General features: G+C 54.8%; 21 protein-coding genes and 1 tRNA gene. 7 read left to right on the top strand and 15 right to left on the bottom strand.

Features of this window, described 5'->3' with window-relative positions; translation table 11 throughout:
* Nucleotides 1–40: 40 nt before the first annotated feature.
* The 3 genes from ACYVHX_RS10785 to ACYVHX_RS10775 form a co-directional block, all read right to left on the bottom strand.
* Nucleotides 41–589, bottom strand: a complete 549-nt coding sequence (locus ACYVHX_RS10785; protein WP_460671634.1) for a hypothetical protein — start codon at nt 587–589, stop codon at nt 41–43.
* Nucleotides 590–705: 116 nt separating this feature from the next.
* A tRNA-OTHER gene (locus tag ACYVHX_RS10780) sits at nt 706–789 on the bottom strand.
* Between the two features lie 131 nt (nt 790–920).
* Nucleotides 921–2,333 (bottom strand): MBL fold metallo-hydrolase RNA specificity domain-containing protein, encoded by a 1,413-nt coding sequence (locus ACYVHX_RS10775; RefSeq protein WP_460671633.1) that lies wholly within the window; start codon nt 2,331–2,333, stop codon nt 921–923.
* A 125-nt stretch (nt 2,334–2,458) separates the two neighbouring features.
* Between ACYVHX_RS10775 and pbpC the strand changes: the two genes are divergently transcribed.
* Both pbpC and ACYVHX_RS10765 read left to right on the top strand, forming a co-directional pair.
* Complete coding sequence (gene pbpC / locus ACYVHX_RS10770; RefSeq protein WP_460671632.1) at nt 2,459–4,792, top strand: penicillin-binding protein 1C; 2,334 nt, start codon at nt 2,459–2,461, stop codon at nt 4,790–4,792.
* A gap of 152 nt (nt 4,793–4,944) precedes the next feature.
* Nucleotides 4,945–6,111, top strand: coding sequence for a Gfo/Idh/MocA family protein (locus ACYVHX_RS10765; RefSeq protein WP_460671631.1), 1,167 nt, complete (start codon nt 4,945–4,947; stop codon nt 6,109–6,111).
* Between the two features lie 115 nt (nt 6,112–6,226).
* Here the strand turns inward: ACYVHX_RS10765 and ACYVHX_RS10760 are convergent, their stop codons facing one another.
* Nucleotides 6,227–6,943, bottom strand: a complete 717-nt coding sequence (locus ACYVHX_RS10760; RefSeq protein WP_460671630.1) for a ThuA domain-containing protein — start codon at nt 6,941–6,943, stop codon at nt 6,227–6,229.
* Nucleotides 6,944–7,025: 82 nt separating this feature from the next.
* Between ACYVHX_RS10760 and ACYVHX_RS10755 the strand changes: the two genes are divergently transcribed.
* Nucleotides 7,026–7,466, top strand: coding sequence for an NUDIX hydrolase (locus tag ACYVHX_RS10755; protein WP_460671629.1), 441 nt, complete (start codon nt 7,026–7,028; stop codon nt 7,464–7,466).
* Here the strand turns inward: ACYVHX_RS10755 and ACYVHX_RS10750 are convergent.
* The 9 genes from ACYVHX_RS10750 to ACYVHX_RS10710 form a co-directional block, all read right to left on the bottom strand.
* Nucleotides 7,451–8,827, bottom strand: coding sequence for a high affinity choline transporter 1 (locus tag ACYVHX_RS10750; protein WP_460671628.1), 1,377 nt, complete (start codon nt 8,825–8,827; stop codon nt 7,451–7,453). The genes ACYVHX_RS10755 and ACYVHX_RS10750 overlap by 16 nt on opposite strands.
* Before the next feature lie 83 nt (nt 8,828–8,910).
* Nucleotides 8,911–9,774 (bottom strand): inositol oxygenase family protein, encoded by an 864-nt coding sequence (locus tag ACYVHX_RS10745; RefSeq protein WP_460671627.1) that lies wholly within the window; start codon nt 9,772–9,774, stop codon nt 8,911–8,913.
* A gap of 90 nt (nt 9,775–9,864) precedes the next feature.
* Complete coding sequence (locus tag ACYVHX_RS10740) at nt 9,865–10,938, bottom strand: serine hydrolase domain-containing protein (protein ID WP_460671626.1); 1,074 nt, start codon at nt 10,936–10,938, stop codon at nt 9,865–9,867.
* A gap of 125 nt (nt 10,939–11,063) precedes the next feature.
* A complete protein-coding gene (locus ACYVHX_RS10735; protein ID WP_460671625.1) occupies nt 11,064–11,642 on the bottom strand; it encodes a 5-formyltetrahydrofolate cyclo-ligase in 579 nt (192 codons plus the stop codon).
* Between the two features lie 4 nt (nt 11,643–11,646).
* On the bottom strand, nt 11,647–13,206 hold the full coding sequence (gene bshC / locus ACYVHX_RS10730) for a bacillithiol biosynthesis cysteine-adding enzyme BshC (protein ID WP_460671624.1): 1,560 nt from the start codon (nt 13,204–13,206) through the stop codon (nt 11,647–11,649).
* Between the two features lie 128 nt (nt 13,207–13,334).
* On the bottom strand, nt 13,335–13,661 hold the full coding sequence (locus tag ACYVHX_RS10725; protein ID WP_460671623.1) for a PadR family transcriptional regulator: 327 nt from the start codon (nt 13,659–13,661) through the stop codon (nt 13,335–13,337).
* A 96-nt stretch (nt 13,662–13,757) separates the two neighbouring features.
* Nucleotides 13,758–14,480 carry a 3-keto-disaccharide hydrolase gene (locus ACYVHX_RS10720; protein ID WP_460671622.1) on the bottom strand — a complete coding sequence of 241 codons (723 nt, stop codon included), beginning with the start codon at nt 14,478–14,480 and terminating at the stop codon, nt 13,758–13,760.
* Between the two features lie 93 nt (nt 14,481–14,573).
* The gene (locus ACYVHX_RS10715; RefSeq protein ID WP_460671621.1) at nt 14,574–15,938 is read right to left on the bottom strand and encodes a Gfo/Idh/MocA family protein; all 1,365 of its coding nucleotides are present in this window, start codon (nt 15,936–15,938) and stop codon (nt 14,574–14,576) included.
* Between the two features lie 113 nt (nt 15,939–16,051).
* A complete protein-coding gene (locus ACYVHX_RS10710; protein WP_460671620.1) occupies nt 16,052–16,630 on the bottom strand; it encodes a hypothetical protein in 579 nt (192 codons plus the stop codon).
* A gap of 172 nt (nt 16,631–16,802) precedes the next feature.
* Between ACYVHX_RS10710 and prfA the strand changes: the two genes are divergently transcribed.
* Nucleotides 16,803–17,876 (top strand): peptide chain release factor 1, encoded by a 1,074-nt coding sequence (gene prfA / locus ACYVHX_RS10705; RefSeq protein WP_460671619.1) that lies wholly within the window; start codon nt 16,803–16,805, stop codon nt 17,874–17,876.
* A 54-nt stretch (nt 17,877–17,930) separates the two neighbouring features.
* On the opposite strand, the gene uvrB is transcribed toward prfA, so the two are convergent.
* The gene (uvrB, locus tag ACYVHX_RS10700; protein WP_460671618.1) at nt 17,931–19,958 is read right to left on the bottom strand and encodes an excinuclease ABC subunit UvrB; all 2,028 of its coding nucleotides are present in this window, start codon (nt 19,956–19,958) and stop codon (nt 17,931–17,933) included.
* Nucleotides 19,959–20,119: 161 nt separating this feature from the next.
* Between uvrB and ACYVHX_RS10695 the strand changes: the two genes are divergently transcribed.
* The gene (locus ACYVHX_RS10695) at nt 20,120–20,374 is read left to right on the top strand and encodes a hypothetical protein (protein ID WP_460671617.1); all 255 of its coding nucleotides are present in this window, start codon (nt 20,120–20,122) and stop codon (nt 20,372–20,374) included.
* Between the two features lie 21 nt (nt 20,375–20,395).
* Here ACYVHX_RS10695 and ACYVHX_RS10690 read toward each other — a convergent pair whose 3' ends face one another.
* Nucleotides 20,396–21,877, bottom strand: a complete 1,482-nt coding sequence (locus ACYVHX_RS10690) for a M61 family metallopeptidase (RefSeq protein WP_460671616.1) — start codon at nt 21,875–21,877, stop codon at nt 20,396–20,398.
* A gap of 261 nt (nt 21,878–22,138) precedes the next feature.
* Here ACYVHX_RS10690 and ACYVHX_RS10685 point away from each other — a divergent pair, with 261 nt between their 5' ends.
* Both ACYVHX_RS10685 and ACYVHX_RS10680 read left to right on the top strand, forming a co-directional pair.
* Nucleotides 22,139–22,477, top strand: a complete 339-nt coding sequence (locus ACYVHX_RS10685) for a PadR family transcriptional regulator (RefSeq protein WP_460671615.1) — start codon at nt 22,139–22,141, stop codon at nt 22,475–22,477.
* Nucleotides 22,474–25,113 (top strand): ABC transporter permease, encoded by a 2,640-nt coding sequence (locus ACYVHX_RS10680; RefSeq protein ID WP_460671614.1) that lies wholly within the window; start codon nt 22,474–22,476, stop codon nt 25,111–25,113. Before ACYVHX_RS10685 ends, ACYVHX_RS10680 begins: the two co-directional genes overlap by 4 nt.
* Nucleotides 25,114–25,155: the final 42 nt, after the last annotated feature.

The following is a 25,155-nucleotide window of genomic DNA, read 5'->3' as shown; positions in this document are numbered from 1 at the left end:
GATGAGTCCATTGATTGGAAATCTCTGGTTTTGAGTGCTACTAATTAAGGGAAGCTTTCAGTCTTCCTTTTTGTTTATTTGTCAATATATACTGACCTGAACTATTAATTATATGCATACTTTTTAAGGCCTGGGCAATTACTTCTTTATATTTTTCATCTGTTACAATTTCATCAAACGAAAAACTCTGATTTGATTTGATTTTACTATTAGAATCAATCATACTCGATCCTAATTTATCCTCCATACTTTCATTATTCTTTTCAAAATTATCTCGTATATAGCATGCATACATTTTCATATATTCCACAATCTCATCCTCATGCGCATAAATTAAATTTATTCTGTTGGTTTTTCTAGCATACTGCCAACAATCAACAGCATTTAGTTTTATGTTATATTTTTCTACTATTAAACCGTTATATTTTTCTACTATCTGAATCATCCTTCTCATATGCCTTATTAAAGAGGCATCTTCTCTAATGTCTGGATCATTAGGATCACCTATTTCACCATTTCTATCTACTAACATGTATATGTAGTATCGGGTCATCCATCTATCTATTTCGAAATCCTCAGTTTGCTTCATAACATATTTTCAAATTAGCAGTATCAAATTAATAATTCCGTCCCCTAGACCGTCCTCCAGTCAAAACAAAAAATCCGTAATCAACTGAATAACAGTTAACTACGGATCTAATGCTGTGCCGAAGGCGAGACTCGAACTCGCATGAACTCACGTTCACACGCCCCTGAAACGTGCGTGTCTACCAGTTTCACCACTTCGGCATCGGGTTCCCATGACGGGATTGCAAAGATGCAGGGTTTTGATTTTTTATGCAAGTCACACCGCCATAATTTTTACGATTTTCGCCGTTTTTATTCTTTTTTCCACCATTGAGACGAATCCGGCAGACCAACTACACGTCTACCGACTCATACAACGACGGGATGGATACATTCTGAAAACCGGCACTTTGCAGCTTTTGCCGGAAAACCGCCTGCCGGTCGTATTCGCCGTGCACCAGAAAGACCCGCTTCACCAGCGCCGGATTCTGGCAGGACAGAAAATCGAGCATTTCGCGGTAATCGCCGTGGGCGCTGAACGAATCCATCACTTCCACATCGGCTTTCACCGGGTACGTTTCGCCAAAGATTTTCACCTGCGAATCGCCCCGCTTTAAGGCACCCCCCAAGGTTTCCGGCCCGCAATACCCCACAATCAGTATGGTGCAGCGCGAATCCTCCACGTTGTTTTTAATGTGGTGTTTGATGCGCCCCGCTTCGGCCATGCCCGAGGAGGAAATGATGATGCACGGTTCGTCGCGGGTGTTGATGGCTTTAGAATCTTCGACATCCGAAACATAATGCAGGTTCGGGAAGGCAAAGGCATCACCGTCTTTTTCAATATACGCCCGGATCTCCGGGTTGAAACACTCTTCGTGCTCTTTCATCAGGTGGGTCGCTTTAACGGCCATCGGACTGTCGATGTACACGTTCAGGCGCGGCAAGTCACCGCTGTTAGCCAGCTGATCGAGCGCGTACACCAGTTCCTGCGTCCGGTCGACGGCAAAAGCCGGGATGATGAGTTTGCCCCCGCGCACCACGCAGGTCTCGTGCACAATCCGGAGCAGGTGCGCCCGCATGTCCGGTTCCGGTTCGTGGAGTTTATCACCGTAGGTCGACTCACAAAGAATATAATCGGCTTGCGGAAAAGGCTCCGGCATTTTAAGGATCTTGTCGTGCGGGCGGCCAATGTCGCCACTGAAAAACACGCGCTTCTCCACGGTTTCGCCTTGCAGACCGGTTTCCCGGACGGTCAGGCTCACGGCGGCACTCCCCAGCAAATGGGCGGTATCGGTAAACAACACACTCACCTCGTCGCGGTTGAGCCAGAACGTTTCGCCGTAATCGACGGGTTGCATCCGTTCCAGCGCCCGTTCCACATCTACGGATTCGTACAGAATGTCGAGCAGCGGCCTGCCCTGCCGTTCCCGGCGTTTGTTGACCCGCTCCAGATCTTTTTCCTGAATGTGCGCGCTGTCCAGCAGCATGATGCGGCACAGGTCGGCCGTTGCGGGCGTGCAGTAAATCGGTCCGTTGAAACCCTGCCGAACCAACCGTGGAATCAAACCGGAATGATCGATGTGAGCGTGAGACAGGATCAGGTAATCGACTTCGGAAGCATCAAACCGGAAATCCTGATTCAGATCGTCGGTATTGATGCCCTGAAACAAACCGCAGTCGAGCAGAATACGGGTACCGCGCGGGGTCGTAATCAGGTGTTTACTGCCCGTTACGGTGCGGGCCGCGCCCAGAAACTGGATTTTCATGGAAAAAGAGATAAAAAAGTAAAGTAGAAAGCCGCACGGATTGCTTCTTACTACCTAAATTGATTGAGGAATAGCTCATTGTTCATAAACCGACTTTTCACGGTGCCGGTTTAAGGGATTGCATATTGGAAAAATTACGTCACATCACCAAACAACTTTGGAAACGGCGCTGGCTTAAAGCCCTGGTGGCACTGGCCGGGCTGTTTTTGGTATTGAGTCTGCTGTTTCCCCTGAAAGTCCGGCCCCGGTATTCGACCGTCATTACGGCCGGCGACGGCACCATTCTCCACGCCTTCCTGAGTGACGACGACAAGTGGCGGCTGGCTACGGAGCTGGACGAAATCACGCCGGTTTTGCGGAAAACAATCGTCCACAAGGAAGATAAATATTTCTACTTCCACCCCGGTTTTAACCCGGCGGCAATGGCGCGGGCGGTTTTTCGCAACCTGACCACCGGCCGCCGAACCTCCGGCGCGTCGACGATCACCATGCAGGTTGTCCGGCTTCTGGAGCCCCGCGAACGCACCTACGCCAGCAAACTTGTCGAACTGTTCCGGGCCCTGCAACTGGAGGTATTTTATTCCAAAGACGAAATTCTGCAGTTGTATCTGAACCTAGTTCCGTACGGCAGTAACATCGAAGGCATCAAATCGGCGTCGATGCTGTACTTCGGAAAACCGCCCCAGCTGCTGAGTCTGGCCGAAATCACGACGCTGACCATCATTCCCAACCGCCCGTCGAGTCTGCGGCTGGGCGTCAACAACCCGTTCATTGTCCAGGAACGAAACCGCTGGCTGAACCGCTTCCAAACCACCAATCTGTTTACCGCCGAAGCCATTGCCGACGCGCTGACCGAACCGCTGAACGCCCGGCGCCGGGCGTTGCCCAAAACCGCCCCCCATCTGGCCCTGCGACTCAAAAAACAATACCCCGATCAACCGATCATTCACACGCTTCTGCGGCCTGGCCGGCAGGCGCAGGCGGAGCAACTGGTGGCGAATTACGTCGGGCGGATCCGGTCGATGAACATTCACAACGCGGCCGTTCTGGTGATCAATAACCAGACGATGGCAGTGGAAGCCTATGTCGGTTCGGCCGATTTCGAAAACCGCTACGACGGCGGGCAGGTCGACGGTGTCCGGGCGGTGCGCTCGCCGGGCAGCACCCTGAAGCCCCTGCTCTACGCGCTGGCGTTCGACAAAGGCCTGATGACGCCAAAAACCGTCCTGAACGACGTACCGACCAGTTTTTCGGGCTACGAACCCGAAAATTACGACCGGCAGTTTTACGGCCCAATCACGGTGGAATCGGCGCTGGCGAACTCGCTGAACGTTCCGGCGGTGAAGGCGTTGCAGCAGGTCAGCACGCCAGCTTTTGTCGAACTGCTGAAAAAAGCCGGTTTTGGAACCATCAAAAAACAAGCGAATATCCTGGGATTGTCGGTGATTCTGGGCGGTTGTGGCGTAACGCTGGAGGAGTTGACGCGGCTCTTTGCGGTTTTTGCCAATAGTGGCCAAATGGGTAATCTCAACTTTGTTGGTTCCGACACCAATTCAACCAAAAAAAGCCGGTTGATCTCGGCCGATGCGGCTTTTCTCGTCACCAATACGCTCACGCAAATTACCCGGCCGGATTTGCCCAATAACTTCGACAACAGCTACCACCTACCGCGCATTGCCTGGAAAACCGGCACCTCCTACGGTCGGCGGGATGCCTGGAGCATTGGCTACAACAAACGCTACACGGTGGGCGTATGGGTCGGTAATTTTTCGGGCGAGGGCGTCCCCGAGCTAAGCGGAGCCAACATTGCCACGCCCCTGCTGTTCAGCATTTTCAACGCGATCGACTACAATTCCGGCAGCGGCTGGTTTCGGATGCCGAAAAGTTTGGCGATGCGCCAGGTCTGTGCCGAAACGGGCGATGTGCCGGGCGAATTCTGCGCGCACAAAATTGTCGATTACGCCATCATGGGCGTTTCGCCCTACCGCCGTTGCCAGCACCAGAAAACCGTCTGGACCAACGCGCCCGGTACGGTTTCGTACTGCGCCCATTGCCTGCCCGAAACCGACGGCCCCGGTGGCGCGGTTCGCCGGTTTTTCCCGAATCTGGCCCCGGAACTGATTGCGTTTTACGAGAGCCGCCGGATTCCGTACGCCAAAATACCACCCCACAATCCGGCCTGCACGCGGGTTTTTGCCCAGCAGGGTCCGCAGATTGTGAGCCCAAACGACGGCAGCGAGTATTTCATCAATGCCAATCAGCCGCAGCAGTTGCAACTGAGTTGCCAGGCCGATAACGAGGTGAAGCAGGTCTACTGGTATCTGAACGATCAGCTCTACCGGAAAGCCGCGCCAACGGAGGGGGTTTTCTTCCCGCCAAAACCGGGCGCGCTCAAAATTTCCTGCGCCGACGACAAAGGCCGAAATACCGACATTCACATCACGATCCGCGCGGAATAAGCGGCCGGTTAATTTTACGGAACGATCTTTCAAAATCGCTATACTTCATTAGATTTGTGCAATCGCTTCGGAAACCCGCAGCCGAAGCAATTGCACCTTTTTTCTGCCTTGTCGTTCTTTTATCTCTAGTTGTTTATCTCTTTACCCTGACTATGATGAATTCCAATCGACGTGATTTTCTACAAAAACTTTCAAAAGGAATCGGAGCGTCGGCGCTCTCGCTGCCGTTGGCGAGTTATGCCGCCACGCTGAACCAGCAGGACCAGTTTGCCCGGATCAATACGCTGGTTTCGCACCGGGGTGAACCGCTGCAACAGGGCCGGAAACTGGGCATGGCGCTGGTTGGCCTGGGGGGCTACGCCAAAAACCAGCTGGCCCCGGCTCTGCAACAGACGCAGCACGTGAGGCTGGCCGGAATTGTTACCGGAACGCCCGCCAAAGCCGAGGAATGGACGGCCAAGTACAACATTCCGAAGGCGAATGTGTATGACTACAAAACGTTTGACCGCATCATCGACAACAAAGACATTGACATTGTCTACGTTGTTCTGCCCAACTCGATGCACGCGGAATTCGTGATCCGGGCCGCCAAGGCCGGGAAGCACGTTATTACCGAAAAACCGATGGCCATTACGGTGAAAGAATGTCAGGAGATGATTGATGCCTGCAAGAAAGCAAACCGGCAGTTGGCCGTGGGCTACCGGCTTCACTACGAACCTTTTACGCAGGAAATGATGCGACTGGGCCGCGAAAAGGTATTCGGAAATCTGAAGTTTCTGGAAGCCAGCGACGGTTTTAAAGCCGGTGACCCGAACCAGTGGCGGCTCAAAAAAGCGATGGCGGGCGGTGGCCCGATGATGGACGTCGGGATTTACGCCATTCAGGGCGTCCGGCTCGTGACGGGACTGGAACCCATTTCGGTGACGGCCCAATTTGCGCCCAAAACCGATCCGCAGAAGTTCAAAGACATCGAAGAAACGATGTACTGGCAGTTCGAATTTCCGGGCGGCATCACGTCCATGTCAACCACCAGCTACGCTGCGGGCGTGGAGCGGCTGTACGCATCGGCGGAGAACGGCTGGTTTGAGTTGCGTCCGGCGTTTGGCTACGGCCCGCTGAAAGGCATGACCAGCAAAGGTCCGATTGAAAAACCGGTGGTCAATCACCAGGCGATGCACATGGACGGCATTTGCAAAGACCTGATCGACGGCAAACAACTCCCGAAACACATCACGGGCGAAGAAGGAATGCAGGACATGAAAATCATCACGGCCACCTACCAGGCCGCCGAAACCGGGCGGAAGATCAAGATAAGTTGAGTTTTGAAAAGGGTTGTATCGCGGAGTTAAGTGGAGAATATCAGCGTTAAACAAAGTAATTTATTTCCTCTGCGTAACGCTGCTATTCTCTGCTTAACTCCGCGACAAAACCCTTTTACTTCTTTTTCCCCATCGCGTACTTAATGCCCCCCAGGACGTGCGCCATAAACTGCGGGTCGCTGTAGGACTCGTCGGTGTGGCCGCCACCGGTGTAGAACGACCGGCCCCCGTCGAACGCCCGGTACCAGATGAACGGGTGATTATCGCCGTTTTTGCCGCCTTCGTAGGTTTTCTCGTCCAGCTTGCCCACCACCTTGATGCCGTCGGCGATGCTTTTGTAGTTGTACCATTCATCGTAGCGTTTCCAGCGATCGGGGAGCATTTTGGTCGAAATGTGTTTCTTGTCCACAATTTCGATTTCGGCGTTTTGCTGTTTCGGGTGGCTCAGGAAGTAAGCCCCGACCAGTTGGTTGTACCACGGCCATTCGTACTCGGTATCGGCTGCCGCGTGGATTCCGACAAAACCGCCCCCTTTTTTAATGTATTGTTCGAAAACCGCCTGCTGCTCCGGATTCAGGATGTCGCCGGTGGTGCTCAGGAACACCACGGCCTTGTATTTTTTCAGGTTGTCGGCGGTAAAAAGAGCCGCATTTTCGGTGGTGTCGACGCTGAAGCCGTTTTCCTGCCCCAGTTTGATCAGACCCAATTTGCCCGGTTCGATGGACTTGTGCCGGAATCCTTTGGTCTTCGAAAAAACCAGAATGGCATCTTTGGCCTGGGCCGCGCCGGTTAACAAACAAAAAATGCTGAGGAACGTCAGAATCGCTTTCATGCGTCAGGTTTAAAAGTATAGTATCAAAAGTATCGGTTTTGTCGTATTTTACCGTTCAGGTTCCATCAATTTCTTTCCACCTATGAAAGTACGGCCCGCGCTGCTGCTGATCGAAAAAAATCATGTGTTGTTGCTACATTACCGCTACGGCGATGCCGATGTGTATGGGCTGCCCGGTGGCAATCCCGACCAGGGCGAGACGCTGGAGCAGACGGTGGTGCGTGAGTTGCAGGAAGAACTGGGCATTGAGGTGGAAGTTGGGCCCCTGCTGCTAACCGGCGACGTGCTGATGCCCGAAACCGGCAAAGACGATGTGCTGCACGTTTTGTTCGCCGGTCAGCTCATCGGCGGCATTCCCCGGCTTAATCCGCAGGAAACCAGCGCGCTGACGGTGGCCTGGAAACCGGTTCACCAGCTTGACAGCCTGAATCTATACCCCAATGTCGGGCGGCACATTCAGGACCTGCTGGCCACCCAGAACCAGCCGGGGTATATCGGGAAGATCGATCAGTTTTTTTTCTGAGGGGCGACGAGCGACCCAACAACCATGCCTGCCAGACTCGCCAGTAACCCGTAAACCAGGGCCGGATAGGCGGTTTCGATGGCCAGACAGACCAGCCAGACGCCAAACCCGATCAGCATCGACAGAATGCAGCCGAGCGTGCTGGCCCGTTTCCAGTACAAACCGGCCGTTAAGGGCACAAACAGCGACACCAGACTGAAAGCTGACGACTCACCGACCAGTTCAAAAATATTGACATCGCGGACCGCCGTCATCCAGACGCAACTAACCGTGATGAGCACCACCGCCAGCCGGATGCTGAGCAGCAGGGTTTTGTCGCTAATGTCGGGCCGGAAAAACCGGAAGATGTTTTCCCCGAAAACCGTAGCGGGGGCCAGAATCGCCCCGCTCGACACGCTCAGAATGGCCGACAGCAACGCGCCGAAAAACAGAATCTGGAGGGGCATGCTGCCCTGCTGCAACACCATGTTCGGAATCAGCATCTGGTTGTCCTGACTCAGATTTGGATACAACTGCTTCCCGGCCAGGCCGATGAACAGGGGCAGCATGGCAATGGTGATGTAGAGAAACGACGCCAGGTACGACGCCTGCACGGTGGTTCGTTCGCTTTTGGCCGACATCACCCGCTGAAAAATGTCCTGCTGCGGAATGGAACCCAGGCCGATGGTAATCCAGGCGGCTATCCAGCCCACGCCGTCTTTGAAGGTGGGCGCGGGGAGCGGATTGAAAAAACCGGGTTTGGTTTTTTCAATGATCCCGGAAATTCCGTCCGTCTGGTTGTACAGAATAACCGCAATGATAATCAGAGCAATGACAATGATGATGTTGTGAACAAAATCCGTGATGGACAGCGACCACATCCCGCCCATCATCGTGTAGATCATCACAATGGTGGCGCTGGAGGCAATGCACCAGAAAACGGGCAGGCCCGTCACCAGATTCAGCACGATGCCGATGGCGATGAACTGCGCGGCAATCCAGCTGAAATACGACGGAATGACCAAAACCGCCGAAATAAACTCCGCCAGGCGCCCAAACCGCAAACTGAAATAATCGGAGAACGTCGTGATGCCCAGCCGGTACAACGGCCGGGAGTAGAAAGCGCCCACCAGAGACAGACAGAGCGCCGAGCCAAAGGGTTCTTCGATAATGGCCAGCACCCCGCCCTCGACAAACGTGGCCGGAGCGCCCATGATGGTTTCGGAGCCAAACCAGGTGGCAAAGGTGGCCGAAGCCGCCAGCGCCAGCGGCAACCGCCGACCGGCCAGCACAAAATCCTGACTGCTGCTTACTTTTCGGGCGGCCCAGGCACCGATGGCGAGGTTGGAAAGGAGATACAGGGCAATAAACGTCAGGAGCATTCGGGGAGTCGGTTCGTCTTCGCCCAAATCTAACAAAAAAGCCGGTGTTGTGACACCGGCTTTTCCTGAACGGATTCAAGTTTTTACAACCGAATCGTCGACGGCAAGTATTTCGCGATCAGGTCTTCGTAATACGGTTTCAGCTCGGAAACGACCGGCGTTACGGGGCTTTTCGAATACAGATCGTACGGATTGAATTTATCCACCCACTTGAACATTTCGTGGTCGTGCGCGTCCATCAGGTGGTCGTACGCCTTCTCGCGGTGTTGCGCGTAGAACGAGTGGTACCGGATCATGTACAGCGCCGGTTCGGGCAGGTGATCCTTCGTGATGTGGTATAGATACTCGTCGTGGCCCCACGACATGGTGACGTTTTTCAGCCCGCAGTTTGGCTTGTAAACGCCGTATTTCGTATTGAAATCCGGGTTGTAGGAATCCGGGTTGGCGGCAAAATATTCGGGGTACACGATCTTGTCGGAATGGGCGCAACCCACCGGGAACGTATCGCCCACCACGGCCCACTGCGGCTCGCCGAACAGACAGAGCACCTTGCCCATATCGTGCAGAAAACCGGTCAGCACAAACCAGTCGGGGTGGCCGTCGGCGCGGATGGCCTCGGCGGTTTGCAGCAGGTGTTGCAACTGATCGAGTTCAATATCCGGATCAGAGTCGTCGACGAGGGTGTTCAGAAACTCCATCGCGCCCCAAACCGGGATTTCCTTTTTATCGAATTTTAGAAATTCCGCCCGCTTTTCCTGCACGAAATCGTACGTCTGGTAGGTATGATTCAGCCGGTAAAATTCGCGAACCGTATCGCGAACCGGATTGTCATAATTGCGGTATTCTTCCTTCGCCTTGTGTTCGGGTTCGGGATAGCGGACCAGCAGATCATCTTCCCATTGTTCCAGGCTGCTGAGCGGATTGCGTTCGGTTTCGGTGAATGCCATAGTAAGGTAGCTGTTAGTAAGCTAATGATCGGGTGGTAAATATACAGATTCCCTTTCTTATTTCAAGAAAGCGCTATTTGAAAGAGCCAGTCAATTCGTCAGATTGTGCAACGCCCAGACATCGCCGGATAGTTCCACATCCGCTTTCAATGCATTCAGAACGTCGGCAAACGGCCGGTGATTGTCGGCCAGGTTCGTAAACAGCACCACCAGCGTTTTTTTCGCCGGAACCCAGACCACGCAGTTGCTGAAACCGCACGTACTGCCGGAATGGAACAACTCCGCCGGCTGGCCGACTGGCCGCGTTATGAACCAGCCCAGGCCGTAAAAACCGCCCGGTGTTCCGGCGAGCGGAAAGGCCAGGCGCTCCAGGTATTCCGGCAGATTGACCAGTTGGCTGGTCGCCAGCGCTTCATTCCATTTCCGATAATCCGTCAGCGAAGTATAAACGCAGCCGTCGCCTTGGGTGCCGCTCGTCATACTCTGGTCCGAAAACCGGATTGTCTGGTCGTTGCCGCGCGCGTATCCCATCGCCCGGTTCGGAATCAGCTGGCCGGGTTCGTACAGCGTCGTCCGCGTCATGCCCAGCGGCTTGAAAATCTGCCCGGTGATGAAGGCCCGGTACGGTTTTTCCGAAACCCGCTCCACCACCTGCGTCAGCAGGCAGAAGGCCGAATTGCTGTACCGAAACCGGCTCCCCAGCTCAAAATAGGTCGAATCCTGCGGTTTCAGCAGCGTCAGCACTTCCGCGTCAAAAACCGGTTCCGTGCGCTGATCAGGCAGCAGCGATTCGTAATCCAGCAGGCCGGACGTGTGCGTGAGCAAATGGCGCAGGGTTATTTTCTGGCCCACGCGCGGGTTAAAATCCGGGAAGAATTTCAGCAGAGGATCGTCCACCGACAGCTTTTTCTGTTTGTCCAGCAGCAGAATGCACAGCGCCGTGAACTGCTTGGAAACGGACGCCATCCGAAAGTTGGTGACGGCCGAAACCGGTTTTTTCGTCTCCAGATTTGCCAGGCCAACGCCTTTGCGGTACACGGTTTGGCCGTCGATCACCACCAGCAGCGCCCCGCCCGGCTGATCGGCCGGAAAATTCCGGTGCATCACCGCGTCGAGGGTCGCCGTCCTGTTTTGGGCCGATACAGTTTGGATAGTCAGCAGCATACAACACCAGAAAGCGGGCGGTTTCATTCCGGCAAGCTACGAAATAGGAACGCGGTTTGGACGGATGCAGCGGATTAAAACTAATTTCCCGGCAACCCGGCTGCGTTCCTGTCCAAGGTCGTCCATCAGGAAAACCGCCAGACCCGGCCCGGGGTGATGCAGGCATTCAGAGCAACGTCCTGCTCGTAAACATCCGTGATTTTAGCAATCGGATCGAACAGCGACAACCCAATTTTCAGGCAGTCCGGGCGGCAATCCGCCAAAAACCGGTCGTAAAAACCGCCCCCGTAGCCCACGCGGTGGCCGGCCTGGTCGAAGGCCAGCAGGGGAATTAAACTACAATCGAATGCTGACGGATGAAGGACGGATGATGAAGCTGGCGGCTCGGGAATGCCGTTCGGGCTTAGGGTCAATGGAGTGCCCGGCGTAAGGGCGTAATGGGCTAGCGTGCCGGTTTTCAGATCCGTGACGGGCGCGCCCACGCGAACCTGCGGAAAATCCCGCCAGAGTTTCCGGATGATGAGCCAGGTGTTTACTTCCTTCCGGCTTTCAATGGGCAGAAAGCTGGCCAGTGCCGAAGCCGGTTGCGGCAAAAAAGCAGCAAAAAACAGCGCGGCAATGGCCTCACTGCGGTTTTGCCAGTCGGTTTCCGACAGCGCCCGGCGTTTCTGGCGGAACGCCACCCGCAACTCGGCTTTGGTCATGCGTTCAATCTTTCAGCACCTGCATCTGGTATTCCAGCGGGTCGAAAACCGCCAGTAGTTTCTGAATAAACTGCGGATCGTTGATCTGAAAATTAAGGTAATTTTCGGTGCGCTCCTGAATGCCGCCGTTCGGGAAGAGCTTGTTTTTGAGCGTCATCAGCTGGATCAAAACCGTCTCGTAATTCTTTTCTTCGGTGCGCTTCAGTCGCTTTTCAAGGTGGTCGAGTTTGTTCATCAGGTGGGCTTTTTCGGCCAGCACGGCTCCTTCCAGTGATTTATCGACGCGAACGGCTTTGTCCAGAATCTCCGCAAAACACTGCTCCAGACAAGCAATCTGGTCGGTCAGGCTCAGGGAATTTTCGCTGATCCGCTCGGTGTACGACCGGCGCAGCTTCACCTCGTCCCAGAACAATTCTTCGGGCAAAACGCCCAGCTTTTCCATCTTTTTGGCACTGGCCGGGTTGACGTATAAGGCAAAATTGCGGGGCATCAGCATCGGAAACGGCATCCGGAAATGATCGAAAACGCCCTTTAGTTGCAGCCAGTACGGCACTTCCGCCGGTCCGCCGATGTAAGCCAGGTTCGGCAGAATCACCTCCTGATAAACCGGCCGCAGCACCACATTCGGGCTGAAACGCTCCGGATGTTCGTCGGCCAGCGTCAGGATTTCGGCTTGCGAAAACCGCAGTTCCGTATTCAGGACTTCATACTGCGGGGTTTCGTCGGCTTTGGTTTTCAGCACAATTCGTTCGCGCACCTGATCGTCCAGGTAAAAAAGGTTGATCTCGCGGGCGGTTATCTGCGTTTTGTAGCCGAGGGTTTCGAGCTGCTGGCTGGTTTCGCCCACCAGGCCACCGGTGGCCTGGTGGAGCAGTTCGTCCTTGATCACCGGCGCAAAAAGCCGTTTCAGGTCCGCATCGTCGGGGTCCAGGCAAATCAGCCCTTCCTGACCCAGCAGTTCGTTGACGTACCAGCGCACGGCGTCGGACAGCTTCGGGTGGTTGAGGTAAGCTTCTTCAAACAGAAACAGCTTTTCCGGCATCTGTTCAAAGACGGTTTTCAACTCCGCCGGATTCATGCGCCCAACGGCCCCGCGTTGGGCCGTTTCCCACGTATAATTCCTGCCAAACAGCGTAAAATGATTGATTTCCGCAAAATCGTGGTCTTCGCTCGCCATCCAGTAAATCGGCACAAACCGGTATTCCGGATAGGTTTCGGTCAGTTTTTTGGCCAGATTGACCGTTGTAATCCACTTATAGAGCACGTAAAGCGGCCCCGTAAAAATATTAAGCTGGTGGCCCGTCGTCACCGTAAACGCATTGGGCTGCAGAAGGACCGAAAAGTCGGGTTTGTTCGGAATGTGCTGGTACTGTCGTTCCAGAACTTCCACCAAGGTCTGGCGTTTCGCGTCGTCGAACGACCGGTTTTGGGCTTGTTGGGCAAACGCTTCGAGCGTCGGAAAGCGGTTGTAAAAGGGGTGGAGGGCTTCTTTTTGCGAAATATAATCGAGGAATAGCGTCGAAAACTGGCCGGTAGCGGTGAGCGGAAGGTACTGACAGTCCATGAAAATGGGATTTTTGTCAGTCAACACAGAATTGCGTATCAAGGTTCGGACAAATGAACAGGATTACAGGAATGGCGCCAGGTCCCGGCTGGTCGGCACCCGGTTTTCCGGTGACGGGCCGGGCCGCATCAGGCCAGGCCGGTTTTTGGAATCTGGTTCCAGAGGTGGTTGCGCGTCGTATGAATTTCCTGCAACGCCCGGCTACCTCCGACCGTCACCGTAAAAAACCGCTTCCGGCGCCCCCCGCGCTCGGTGGTGGCCCCGCCCATCTTCGAGTGGAGGTAGCCCTTTTCCTCGAGTCGTTGCAAGGTGGCATGAATCGCACTCAGGCTAACCGTCCGACCGGTTTGTTTCTCGATTTCTTCCAGAATCGTCACTCCGTAAGCCTGTCCGTTGAGCATTGCGACGGTTAACAGCACCAGTTCCTCAAACTCGCCTAGGTACGGACGATTCATATTTGTTTAGGTTTTGCAAAACAAATATAACAAAGAATAAAGGAGAAAAGAGCGGCAAAAGCGGGCTCGTTTCCCCAAAGATCCGTTCGCCGGGGCCTACAACGGCCGGATTTTGATGTTGCGGTACCAGACGGTGCTCCCCCAGTCCTGCAACCCGATTCGTCCGCTGTACTGCCCTTTGCTGATGGGGGCGGTTTTCAGGTTGCTGGCGGCAACGCGCTTCTTCCAGTCGTCGCTGTCGGTGGTGTGTTCCTGAATCAGAAAACCATTCATATAAACGGACAGCACCTTGCCTTTCAGCTTGAAATGAATCTGGTTCCAGTCGCCCACGGGCTTGGGTTCGCGGATGCGGGCGTTGGCCACGCTGAAAAAATCGCCCGCCCGGTGGGTGTTTTCCGGCGCTCCTTCGTAGATGGCGTTGTCGAGCACCTGAAGTTCCAGACCGGTATGGTAAATCTGCTTGTTTTCCGGCGATTCGGTCACGAAAAAGAAAATACCGCTGTTTGTAAACCGCTCGACTTTAAAATCGGCCTTGAATTCAAAATCTCCCTTGAAGGATTGATCGGTGGCGAGGTCTCCCCCATTTTTGGCCTTGTTTCCGGCGCGTTCGGGCACGTTCAGTTTCAGCGCCCCGTCTTCGATGATCCAGGCCGAGCCCACGCCGGTTTTGCCGTAGGTGTGCCAGCCCGAAACGTCTTTTCCGTTAAAGAGCAATTTCCAGCCTTCTTTCTTTTCCTGCGCCGTCAGGATGTTGGCCCCCTGCGCGAAAAGTTGAAAGCCCGATAAAACCAACAGGATGGCCAGTACGATTTTTTTCATGAAGAAGAAAGAGAAAAGAAGCGGGGCAGGCGACAAAGGGCGGTTGCGATAGACCGTCGATAATCGCCTGCTCCACTTCCCGTGTTTACCCAGCTACATTGCCCAGCCCTGGCGGTATTCGCGTTTGAGGTACTGATTCAGTTCAGGGGCGTTGGTGAACTGCATGTTTTTCGTGTCCCAGTTCAGTTTCGTGCCTTGTTTGTAGAGCGCCACGATGCCCAGCAGCATACTTTCGCACAGCGGACCGGCGTATTCGAAGGGCGAAACCGCCTTGCCGTTGCCTTTGCAGGCTTCGGCCCAGTTGCGTTCGTGGCTCATGCCCACGCGCGGAATCGTCTGGGCCGGTTTTTTGTAGGAATCCATCCGTTCCTGCGGCAGCAGACGCGGTTTGGAACCGTACGTTTCGTGGAACAGCTTGCCTTTCGTGCCGATGTACAGGACCCCGCCACCCTTCGGCACGGGACCGTCGCCAAACTCCAGCGGTTTGGGCGGCAGAATCCCGCCGTCGTACCAGGTCATGACGAGCGGATTTTTCTTGTCTTTCGTCTCAAATTCGTACGTCACCATCGACGCCATCGGATAGCTTTGTTTGTTAAACGGCGTTGAGGAGGCTTCCACGCTGATCGGCGGATTCAGACCCAGCGCCCAGTACGGGTGATCGACCAGGTGAGCACCCATGTCGCCCAGGGCCCCGGCGCCGTAATCGACCCAGCCGCGCCATTTGAAGGGCGTGTAAGCCGAGTGGTAGGGCCGGTGCGGAGCGGGTCCCAGAAACAATTCCCAATCCAGGGTCGAGGGAGCATCTTCGGCGTCTTTCGGTACGTCCATGCCCTGCGGCCAGATGGGGCGGTTGGTCCAGACGTGGACTTCCTGCACCTTGCCGATGGCGCCGTCGGCAATCCACTCGTTGATCAGTCGGGCGTCGTCGTTCGAGTGGCCCTGATTGCCCATCTGGGTCACTACTTTCGGGTTTTCCTTCGCCAGCCGGGCCAGTTCGCGGGATTCCCAAACCGTCACGGTCAGCGGTTTTTGCACGTAAACGTGTTTGCCCAGTTTCATGGCCGCCGACGCAATCACGCCGTGCAGGTGATCGGGCGTGGCCACCACCACCCCGTCGATGTCTTTCTGGGCTTCCAGCATCTTGCGGTAGTCCTTGTAGCGCTTGGCGTTCGGGTATTTTTCAAAAACCGGTGCCGCGTATTTTTCATCGATGTCGCAGAGGGCCACGATGTTTTCGGTGGGCGCCAGGGCGTTGAGGTTGCTTTTGCCCATGCCGCCGATGCCGACACCCGCCACGTTCAGTTTATCGGAAGGCGCAATAAACCTCGACCCGTCGGACCGTTTTCCGCCCAATACGTGCCGGGGCACAATGGTCACTCCGGCCAGCGCCAGCGACGAGGCTTTGACAAAACCGCGCCGGCTAACCGACTGATCTGCCTTGTTGTTCAGATTGCTCATGCGTGAATTTGTACGTTTGTTAAGGGATGGAATCGTTTCGTTCAAAAATACGAAATGGTTGTTTCGGTAGTACTATTTAATCGTATTTTCGTACCATTCCGGCCGTACCCGCATCACTGGAGCTTTTTCGGATTGATTCGCCGGATGACTTCCCGTTTTTTGAAAACCACCCGCCAGATCACAAACGGCAGGGCGGCCTGGTCCGTGCAGGTTTTGCAGATTGGGTCGTCGGTCGAAACCGGCGAATTGTAGACAAAGAGCGTGTCGTTGACTTTCTGGATGTTGTCGATCTGCTCCAGGTTGTTGAGGGCGTTGTAGCGATAAGCCGCCAGTAATTCCCGCTCCTTGGCGTCCAGAACCGCATTGGCCGTATCCCTGGCGCTCAGCAGGTCGATGGTAACGGCGTATTGGCTCTCCAGTTTCTGAATCACCGGGATCCCGTCGAGCGAGCAGGGCGCCGGACTACCCGGTTTTTTCGTCAGTTCCGCGGTCAGGGCTTTTCGGGCGGTTTTGACGAGCGCTTTGCCCCATTCATCGACGGTGGTGGTCAGCTGCGCATCCGTGACCCGCTTGATTTTCCGGTCGTTCATTTCCTGCGCCAGTTCCTTCGTGTTCTGGTTGCGGTCGGGCGAGCAGCCAGAGAAAAAAGCCAGACCCGGAAGAAAGACGAGCAGTGCGAAGATGCGGTTCATTGCGAGGAACTTAGTGTGATAAATTCTTGTCATCTATCCGGATAACGACGGAAGCGGTTGTTTCGTTGACAAATGTACGGCGGAACCGTTGACTGACCGAATTTTCGTAGATTTGTCTTGCAATACGGCCGGACCCTGTCGTTTATCACTTGTCCCGAATCTATTTTAGACAATGGTTGACCAATTAGAAGTTATAAAAGAGCGGTTTGAGGAGGTTTCTCAGCAAATCATGATGCCCGAAATCGTTTCGGATCAGAAGAAATACACCAAGCTGAGCAAGGAATACAAAGACCTCGACAAAATCGTCAAACAGTACCAGCAGTACAAAAAACTGTTGCTGGACATTGAGGGCGCGAAGGAACTGCTGGCGACCGAACGCGACGAGGATTTGCGCGAACTGGCCAAAGCCGAACTCGACGAACTGCAACCGCAACGGGAGCCTATGGAAGAGGTGTTGAAAGAAATGCTGATTCCGAAAGATCCCAACGACAGTAAAAACGTTATTCTGGAAATCCGGGCCGGAACCGGGGGCGACGAAGCCTCTATTTTTGCCGGCGACCTCTTCCGGATGTACCAGCGCCTGTGCGACCGCATGGGCTGGCGGATGTCGCTCATGGATTATACGGAAGGAACCTCGGGCGGTTACAAGGAAATTATTGTTCAGGTGGAGGGCGAGGATGTCTACGGCAAACTCAAGTTTGAATCCGGCGTTCACCGGGTGCAGCGCGTTCCGGCCACCGAGTCGCAGGGACGGATTCACACGTCGGCATCCAGCGTGGCGGTTTTGCCCGAAGCCGAAGAAGTAGACGTTCAGATCAACATGAACGACATTCGGAAAGATACGTTCTGTTCGTCGGGCGCGGGTGGTCAGTCGGTCAACACCACGTATTCGGCGGTTCGGCTGACGCACCTTCCGTCGGGGCTGGTGGTGCAGTGTCAGGATGAACGTTCGCAGATTAAGAATACCGAGAAAGCCCTGACGGTTTTGCGGTCGCGTCTGTACGAAATCGAGTTGCAGAAACACAACGACGAGATCAGTTCGCAGCGCAAGTCGATGGTGGGCAGCGGTGACCGTTCCGACAAGATCCGGACTTACAATTATCCGCAAAGCCGCGTTACCGATCACCGCATCGGCCTGACGGTGTACAACCTGCCCACCGTGATGGACGGCGATATTGATAACTTTATCGACCAGCTCCGGATCGCCGAGAACGCCGAACGGATGAAAGAAGCCGCCGTGGCTTAATGAAAAAAAACGGCCGACAAAAACCGTACGGTTTTTGTCGGCCGGAACCGGCTGTTACACCGCTGCGGTTTTCAACCGGTCGCGCAGCTGAAAGAGTTCATCCCGCAAACGAGCTGCTTCGAGAAAATCCAGTTCCTTGGCGGCTTTTTCCATTTTATTCTGGGTTTCCTTAATGACCTGCTCCAGGTCGTTTTTCCCCATGTATTGCACCACCGGATCGGCGGCAATCCGGAATTCTTCGGGTTCGACGTAGTATTGCTTGGCTGCCGGGCGCGAATCGGCCACGCGGGTCTGCTCCAGGATGGCTTCGCGGGATTTTAAAACCGTCGTTGGGGTAATGCCGTTTTCGATGTTGTAGGCCATCTGAATTTCCCGCCGGCGGTTGGTTTCGCTGATTGCTTTCTCCATCGAACCGGTGATGCGGTCGGCATACATCAGCACCTTCCCGTTGGCGTTCCGGGCGGCCCGGCCAATGGTCTGAATCAGCGAGCGAATGTCGCGCAGGAAACCTTCCTTGTCGGCGTCCATGATGGCCACCAGCGACACTTCCGGCAAATCGAGCCCTTCGCGCAGCAGGTTGACGCCGACCAGCACATCGAAAACGCCCAGCCGCAGCTCCCGCAGAATCTCGACCCGATCCAGCGCCTTTACTTCCGAGTGAATGTAGCGTCCTTTGATGCCCACCCGTTCGAGGTATTTGCTCAGTTCTTCGGCCATCCGCTTGGTCAGCGTCGTGACCAGCACCCGTTCACCTTTTTTGATCCGGCTGTCGATTTCCTCCAGCAAATCGTCGATCTGGTTGAGGCTGGGGCGCACCTGGATTTCGGGATCGAGCAAACCCGTCGGGCGAATCAGCTGTTCGACCACGACCCCTTCGCTCCGGCGCAGTTCGTAATCCGCGGGCGTGGCGCTGACATAAATGGTTTCGCCGGTCAGTTCCTCGAATTCCTGAAACGTGAGCGGGCGGTTGTCCAGCGCCGACGGCAGGCGAAAACCGTAATCCACCAGGGCTTCCTTGCGGGAACGGTCACCGCCCCACATGGCCCGGATTTGCGGCATCGTGACGTGGCTTTCGTCCACCACCGTCAGAAAATCGTCGGGAAAATAATCGAGCAGACAGAACGGTCGCTGGCCCGGCGTCCGGCGGTCGAAGTAGCGCGAATAGTTTTCAATGCCGGAGCAGTAGCCCAGTTCGCGCATCATTTCAATGTCAAACTCCGTCCGTTCCTTGATCCGCTCGGCTTCCAGATTCCGGTATTCGGACTGGAAATACCGGATCTGCGAAACCAGGTCATTCTGAATTTCGCCGATCGCCATGTTCAGCGTGTCGCGACCCGTTACGAATAGATTCGCCGGGAAGATGGCGATCATCCGGTCGTCGGCCAGCTTTTTGCCCGAAGCCGGATCGATGCGCTGAATGGCCTCGATTTCATCGCCGAAGAAGATGATCCGGTACGCAAAATCGGCATAGCCGGGGAAAATATCGACGGTATCGCCCTTGACCCGGAACGTGCCCCGCGTAAACTCCACTTCGGTCCGGCTGTAGAGAATCTCGACGAGTTTAAACAAAAACTGGTTGCGGCTGATGATCTCGCCCACGCCCAGCCGCACGATGCTTTTCTGGTATTCGGTGGGATTCCCGGCGCCGTAAATACAGGAAACCGAGGCAATCACGACAATATCCCGCCGACCGCTCATCAGGGCCGAAACCGTAGCCAGCCGCAGCTTGTCGATCTCTTCGTTGATGGCCAAATCCTTTTCAATGTAGGTATTGGTCGTCGCGATGAACGCTTCGGGCTGGTAATAATCGTAGTACGAAATAAAATAATGAACGGCGTTTTCGGGAAAGAACTGCTTGAACTCGCCGTAGAGCTGAGCCGCCAGCGTTTTGTTGTGGCTCAACACGAGCGTCGGGCGGTTTAGCTGGGCGATGACGTTGGCAACGGTATACGTTTTGCCCGATCCGGTAACCCCCAGCAACACTTGCGACGGTTCCCCTTCCTTAATCCCGTTGACCAGTTTTTCAATGGCTTTGGGCTGGTCGCCGGTGGGTCTAAATTCTGACGTGAGCTTGAAATTCATAACAAGCTAAGATACGGAAAAATACAAATGGAAACAAGGCGGTTTTGAAGATAACGGCTCGTTTGCAAGATTGTTAGCGAACGCCCCGGTTCGTCGGTTTCCTGAACAACTCCTCAGGCAGCCGGTTAAGCAATTGTTCTATTCACTCAACGTTTACACTCATGAAAAACAACCTGAAAATGGGCAGCCGGAGCCTGACCGCCGGATTGGGTATCCTGCTGACCACCTTGTGTTTAAGCTGCGGCTCCAAAACGGACAGCACCGAAAGCACCACCGACTCCTCGGCCATGTCGAACGATACGACCATTATGGGTATCCAGGGCGACACCACCACCAACACGCTGGACGCTCCGCAGGCGGCCCAGGGTGATACCGGGCAAACCCTGCCCGAAATGCGCGCAACGAAGAAAAACTAAGTTTTTATCCTCCTGACAGCGTCAGACGGTTTCGGCGCTGTCAGGATTTTCACCCAACCAGCGGATCCGGTTTTTCAGGCCCTCCGCATCGTCAACCGAAGCCAGAAAGACGGCGGGCGCACTGCCCGGATCGGTGGCGTCGGATTCCAGTTGCAGCCCGACAAAGGCCAGGTGTTCGTTCAGCAGGGTTTCGAGCGGTTCATTGCCCAAAATGCAGCGGTTGTAATACCAGTCGAGCGGTTCACCGGCTACTTCTTCCGTAACGGCGCGGTAATCCTCGAGCGTGTACCCCACGAACGGTTTTCCGAATCGTTCCCACATCAGGCGCATCACGTCGTCGAGCGAACGGGCGTGGTTCCATTTCCGGCGAAGGTACAAATCCAACATCAGCGCCACGGTAGCGCCCTTGTGGTAGACCGACACCTTGCGGTCCGGCACTCCCTTGTCGTAGCCGTCGAGCCACAAATCCCAGGACGATTCGGCCAGCGATTGAAACGACCGTCCGCTGGCTTCAAAATGCCGTTTCAGCAGCACCTGTAGCTCTTTAAAATAGGCGGCATCGTCGAAAACCGCCGACCGCCGAAGCATCAGATCGCCGTAATACGTGGTGACGCCCTCGGCCACAAAACAGGTGGTAAAGTAATTTTCCCGGGTAAAATCATAGGGTAACAATTCCGCCGGACGAATCCGGATGATGTTCCAGGCGTGAAACAATTCGTGCGACGAAACGCCCAGTAAATCCGTGTACAGCCCTTCGCCCTCGTCGTTTGGCCCCAGCACCAGCACCGTCGAATTGCGGTGTTCGACGCCGTGGTAAACCGCCGTGTTCAGAATCAGAGTCAGAAAATGGTACTCTTTCTCCGGAAATTCGCCGAAAAGCCGGAGCTGCGCGGCCGAAAACCGGTAAAAATCGCGCCGGATCCGCTCCCAGTCCGGTTTGATGTTGCCGTGAATCCAGACGTGAAAAACCGTATCATTCACTTCGTAAGCAGCGTGTTGCAAATCCGGCGACGCGATCAGCGGCCCATCCACCAGTTCGTAAAAATCCGATGCGCTCAGCCGGGCGGGGGCGGTTTTTGACAACCCGCAGGCAATCGGCCAATCGGTCGGAACCGCCAGTTCCAGCGTGCAGGGTTCCCGCAGACGGCCGTCGGCGTACAAACACAAATTAACCGGATTGAGGTACAGAAGCCGGTCATCGGCAAAGCTGGTTCCGGCGTTGATGGTATTGCTGTAGTAGGTATACCGGGCAACCAGCTCCGACACGCCTTCGGTCTGCACCCGCCAGCGGTCTTTGGTAATTTTCCGAAACGCCAGCGGTTTTCCGGCCGAATCAAAAATCTCAAACCGCTGAATGTTTTTGGCGAAGTTCTGCAATTCGTAGCGACCGGGGCGCCAGGCCGGGAGTTGAAGCTCGACGGTCGGGGTGGTGATTTCGGTCAGGAAAAACTCAACGTCGATCAGCCGGGATGCGGGATGGCGGGAAGAGATACGGTAGCGCATGGCTGCGAATATACGCCTTGTTTGGTTGTAACCGCTAACCGGAACGGTGAAACAATTGAAATGCAAAACCGCATCAATGATTCGCTGCAGCCGCTGACTCTACTGTCCACTATAGTACAGACGCATGTCCAGAAACGGACAAAAAACCGTGGCCTACTTTCCTAAAAACCGCCTTTTTAAAGCGTAGTGGCCTTTTGTATTCGTTGGTGTGTTATTTGCTATGCAAAAGAGGAAGAAATAAAACCGGATTTTGAAGAAGGCATGAAAGGAACGCAACTGGGTGAATTTGAGGAATTGGTGCTGCTCACGATTGCGCTGCTCTATGACGACGCTTACAGCGTGGCCGTGGTCGAAACGCTCAGCCAGCGCCTGGAGCGGCCCATGAGTCTGGGCGCCGTTCACCGCACGATGCAGCGACTCGAAGAAAAAGGGCTGGTTGCTTCGCGCTTCGGGGACGCCAGCGCCGAGCGGGGTGGTCGGCGGAAACGCCTGTTTACGGTTACGGTGGCCGGTGAGCAATCCCTGCAGGAAGCCCGGCGAATCCGGAACGGGCTGTGGGACGGAATTCCAAAAACCGCCTTTGGCGGGGGCTTTTCATGAAAAATAAACCCGCAACTCCCCGGCCGCCCCGCTGGGCCGAACAGCTGCTGAAACGGATCACGGCTCCGCATTTGCAGGAGGAAATCCTGGGCGATCTCGACGAATTGTTTCACCGGCGCGTGGGCCGTTACGGGGCTTCCAGGGCCCGGCTGCTGTACCTGCTGGATGGGCTTTTGCTGCTTCACCCGCGGCTCTGGCGCCGGGCGGCTGTTGCTTCTTTTCCGCAAACGACTGATAACTCTACCCCCAATCCATTGGCTATGCTTAGCAATTTTTTTAAAGTGGCCCTCCGAAAACTCCGGCGCAACAAAGCCTACGCCCTGATCAACGTTCTGAGCCTAAGCCTGGGGATCGGCTGCGCGATTCTGATCTTTACGCTGATCAACTACCACCTGAGTTTTGACACCTTCCACGCCAATGCCGACCGGATTTACCGGATTTACACCGAATTTCACGGCGACAACGTTCGCTATAATCCGGGCGTCCCCAATCCGCTGGGCGAAGCGTTTCAGAAAGAATATCCGCTTGCCGACCAGGTGGGCCGGATTGCCTTTTTGCCCAAAAGAGTGATTTCGGTAACGCCGGAGAAACGGTTTCAGGAAGCGATTGCCTTTGCCGACCCGGCTTTTCTGGACATTTTCAATTTTCCGCTGCAACAGGGCAATCCGAAAACCGCCCTGCAGGAACGCAATACGGTTTTGGTGACGGACCGGATCGCTAAAAAATACTTTGGAACCGACGACCCCATCGGCCAGATTCTCCACGTCGATGATTCGCTGGTGGTTCGGGTTACGGGCGTTCTCCGCGACATTCCGTCGACCACCGATTTTCGTCCGGAAATTTACCTTCCCTTCAGCAACCTGAAAGACCACAGTCCCTGGATGGTGGAAAAAGACTGGTGGTTCAGCGTCGATGATAAGATGCAGTGCTTCATCCGGCTGAAACCGGGCGTCGTGCCGGCTGCGGTCGATGCACAGGCGCTGTCGGCCCTCTCCGATAAATATTACGATGCCAACATGGCGAAGTATTTCCGGTTCAAACTTCAGCCGCTTTCCGACGTGCATTTCAACCCCAAACTGAAAGGGTACACCGAGAAAAAGAACCTCTGGGCGTTTGCCCTGATCGGCCTGTTTCTGATCATCACCACCTGCGTCAATTTTGTCAATCTGGCGACGGCGCAGGCGCTGGGCCGCTCCAAGGAAATTGGCGTTCGGAAGGTGCTGGGAAGCGAGCGGGGAACGCTTTTCTGGCAGTTCATGACTGAAACCGCCTTCATTGCCGGGCTGGCTACCTGCACGGCCTTTCTGCTGGCCTACCTGGCTTTGCCCGCGGTCAACAGGCTTTTTGAAATTGAGCTGGCCCTCAATCCGTTTCAGGACGTTTACCTGCTCACGTTTCTACCCGTCATTTTATTGATTGTGATTTTCTTCTCCGGTTCGTATCCCGGTGTGGTCCTGGCCCGTTTTCAGCCGGTGCTGGCCCTGAAAGGCAAAGTATCCCAGCGGCCGGAAGGCGGTTTTTCGATGCGAAAGGGCCTGGTGGTTACGCAGTTCGCGATTTCACAACTGCTCATTATCGGCACACTGGTCATTGCCAACCAGCTGCGGTTTTCCCAGCAAACCAACATGGGCTTCCGGAAAGACGCCATCGTTGTGCTGCCGGTTCCCGACAATAAAAAGGCCAAAATCCACACGCTGGGCGCCCAATTCTCCGAGTTGGCGGGCGTCGAAAACGTTACCTATTTTGATACGGCACCGGCTTCGGAAAACGTGGGCAGCACCGGCATCTGGTTCGATTCCCGCCCGGAAGCCGAAAAATTCCCTATCTCCATTAAAGCCGGTGACGAGCGCTACACGTCGACGTTTGACATTCCGATTGTGGCCGGGCGTAACCTGAATCCGTCGGACACCATTCGGGAATATCTGGTGAACGAAACCGCCGTAAAAGCCCTGCGGCTGACTTCCAGTCAGGAGGTTCTTGGCAAAACGACGATCATCAACGGCCGGAAAGGAACCATCGTGGGCGTCATGAAAGATTTCCACTACCGGTCGTTTCATACGGCCATTGAGCCGCTCTGCATTACCACACGCAGCGAAAATTACCTGAATTGCGCCGTAAAAGTCAATGCGGCCCATCTGGGACCAACTCTGGCCGGGCTTGAGAAAAACTGGTCGGCGATGTACCCTTCTTCCATTTTCACGTACCAGTTTCTGGACGAGGAAATTGCCCGGTATTACAAGCTGGACACGATGATTCTGCGGCTGATTCAGGCCTTTGCCGGGATTGCCATTTTCATCGGCTGCCTGGGGCTCTACGGGCTGGTTTCGTTTATGGTCGCGCAGAAAACCCGGGAAATCGGTGTCCGGAAGGTGCTGGGCGCCAGTGTTGCCGGGATTCTGTGGTTATTTGGCAAAGAGTTTTTCGGTTTGTTACTGGTGGCTTTCGGGCTGGCGGCTCCGCTGGCGTGGTGGGTCATGAGCAACTGGCTGAACGACTTTGTGTACCGGATCGAGCTGGGTCCCGGTATTTTTCTGCTGGCGATGCTGATCACCTTCGTCATTGCGACGCTAACCGTAGGATACCGCTCGTGGCGGGCCGCGCTGGCCGATCCGGTCAAATCCCTGCGCGCCGAGTAAGGCCGGCAATCGTTCGAATCTTGCGCATGAAACACTAAATCT

The sequence above is a fragment of the Larkinella ripae genome, from assembly GCF_054780775.1.
The sequence above is the reverse complement of the archived record's forward strand: the minus strand, read 5'-3'. Positions and strand labels throughout refer to the sequence as shown.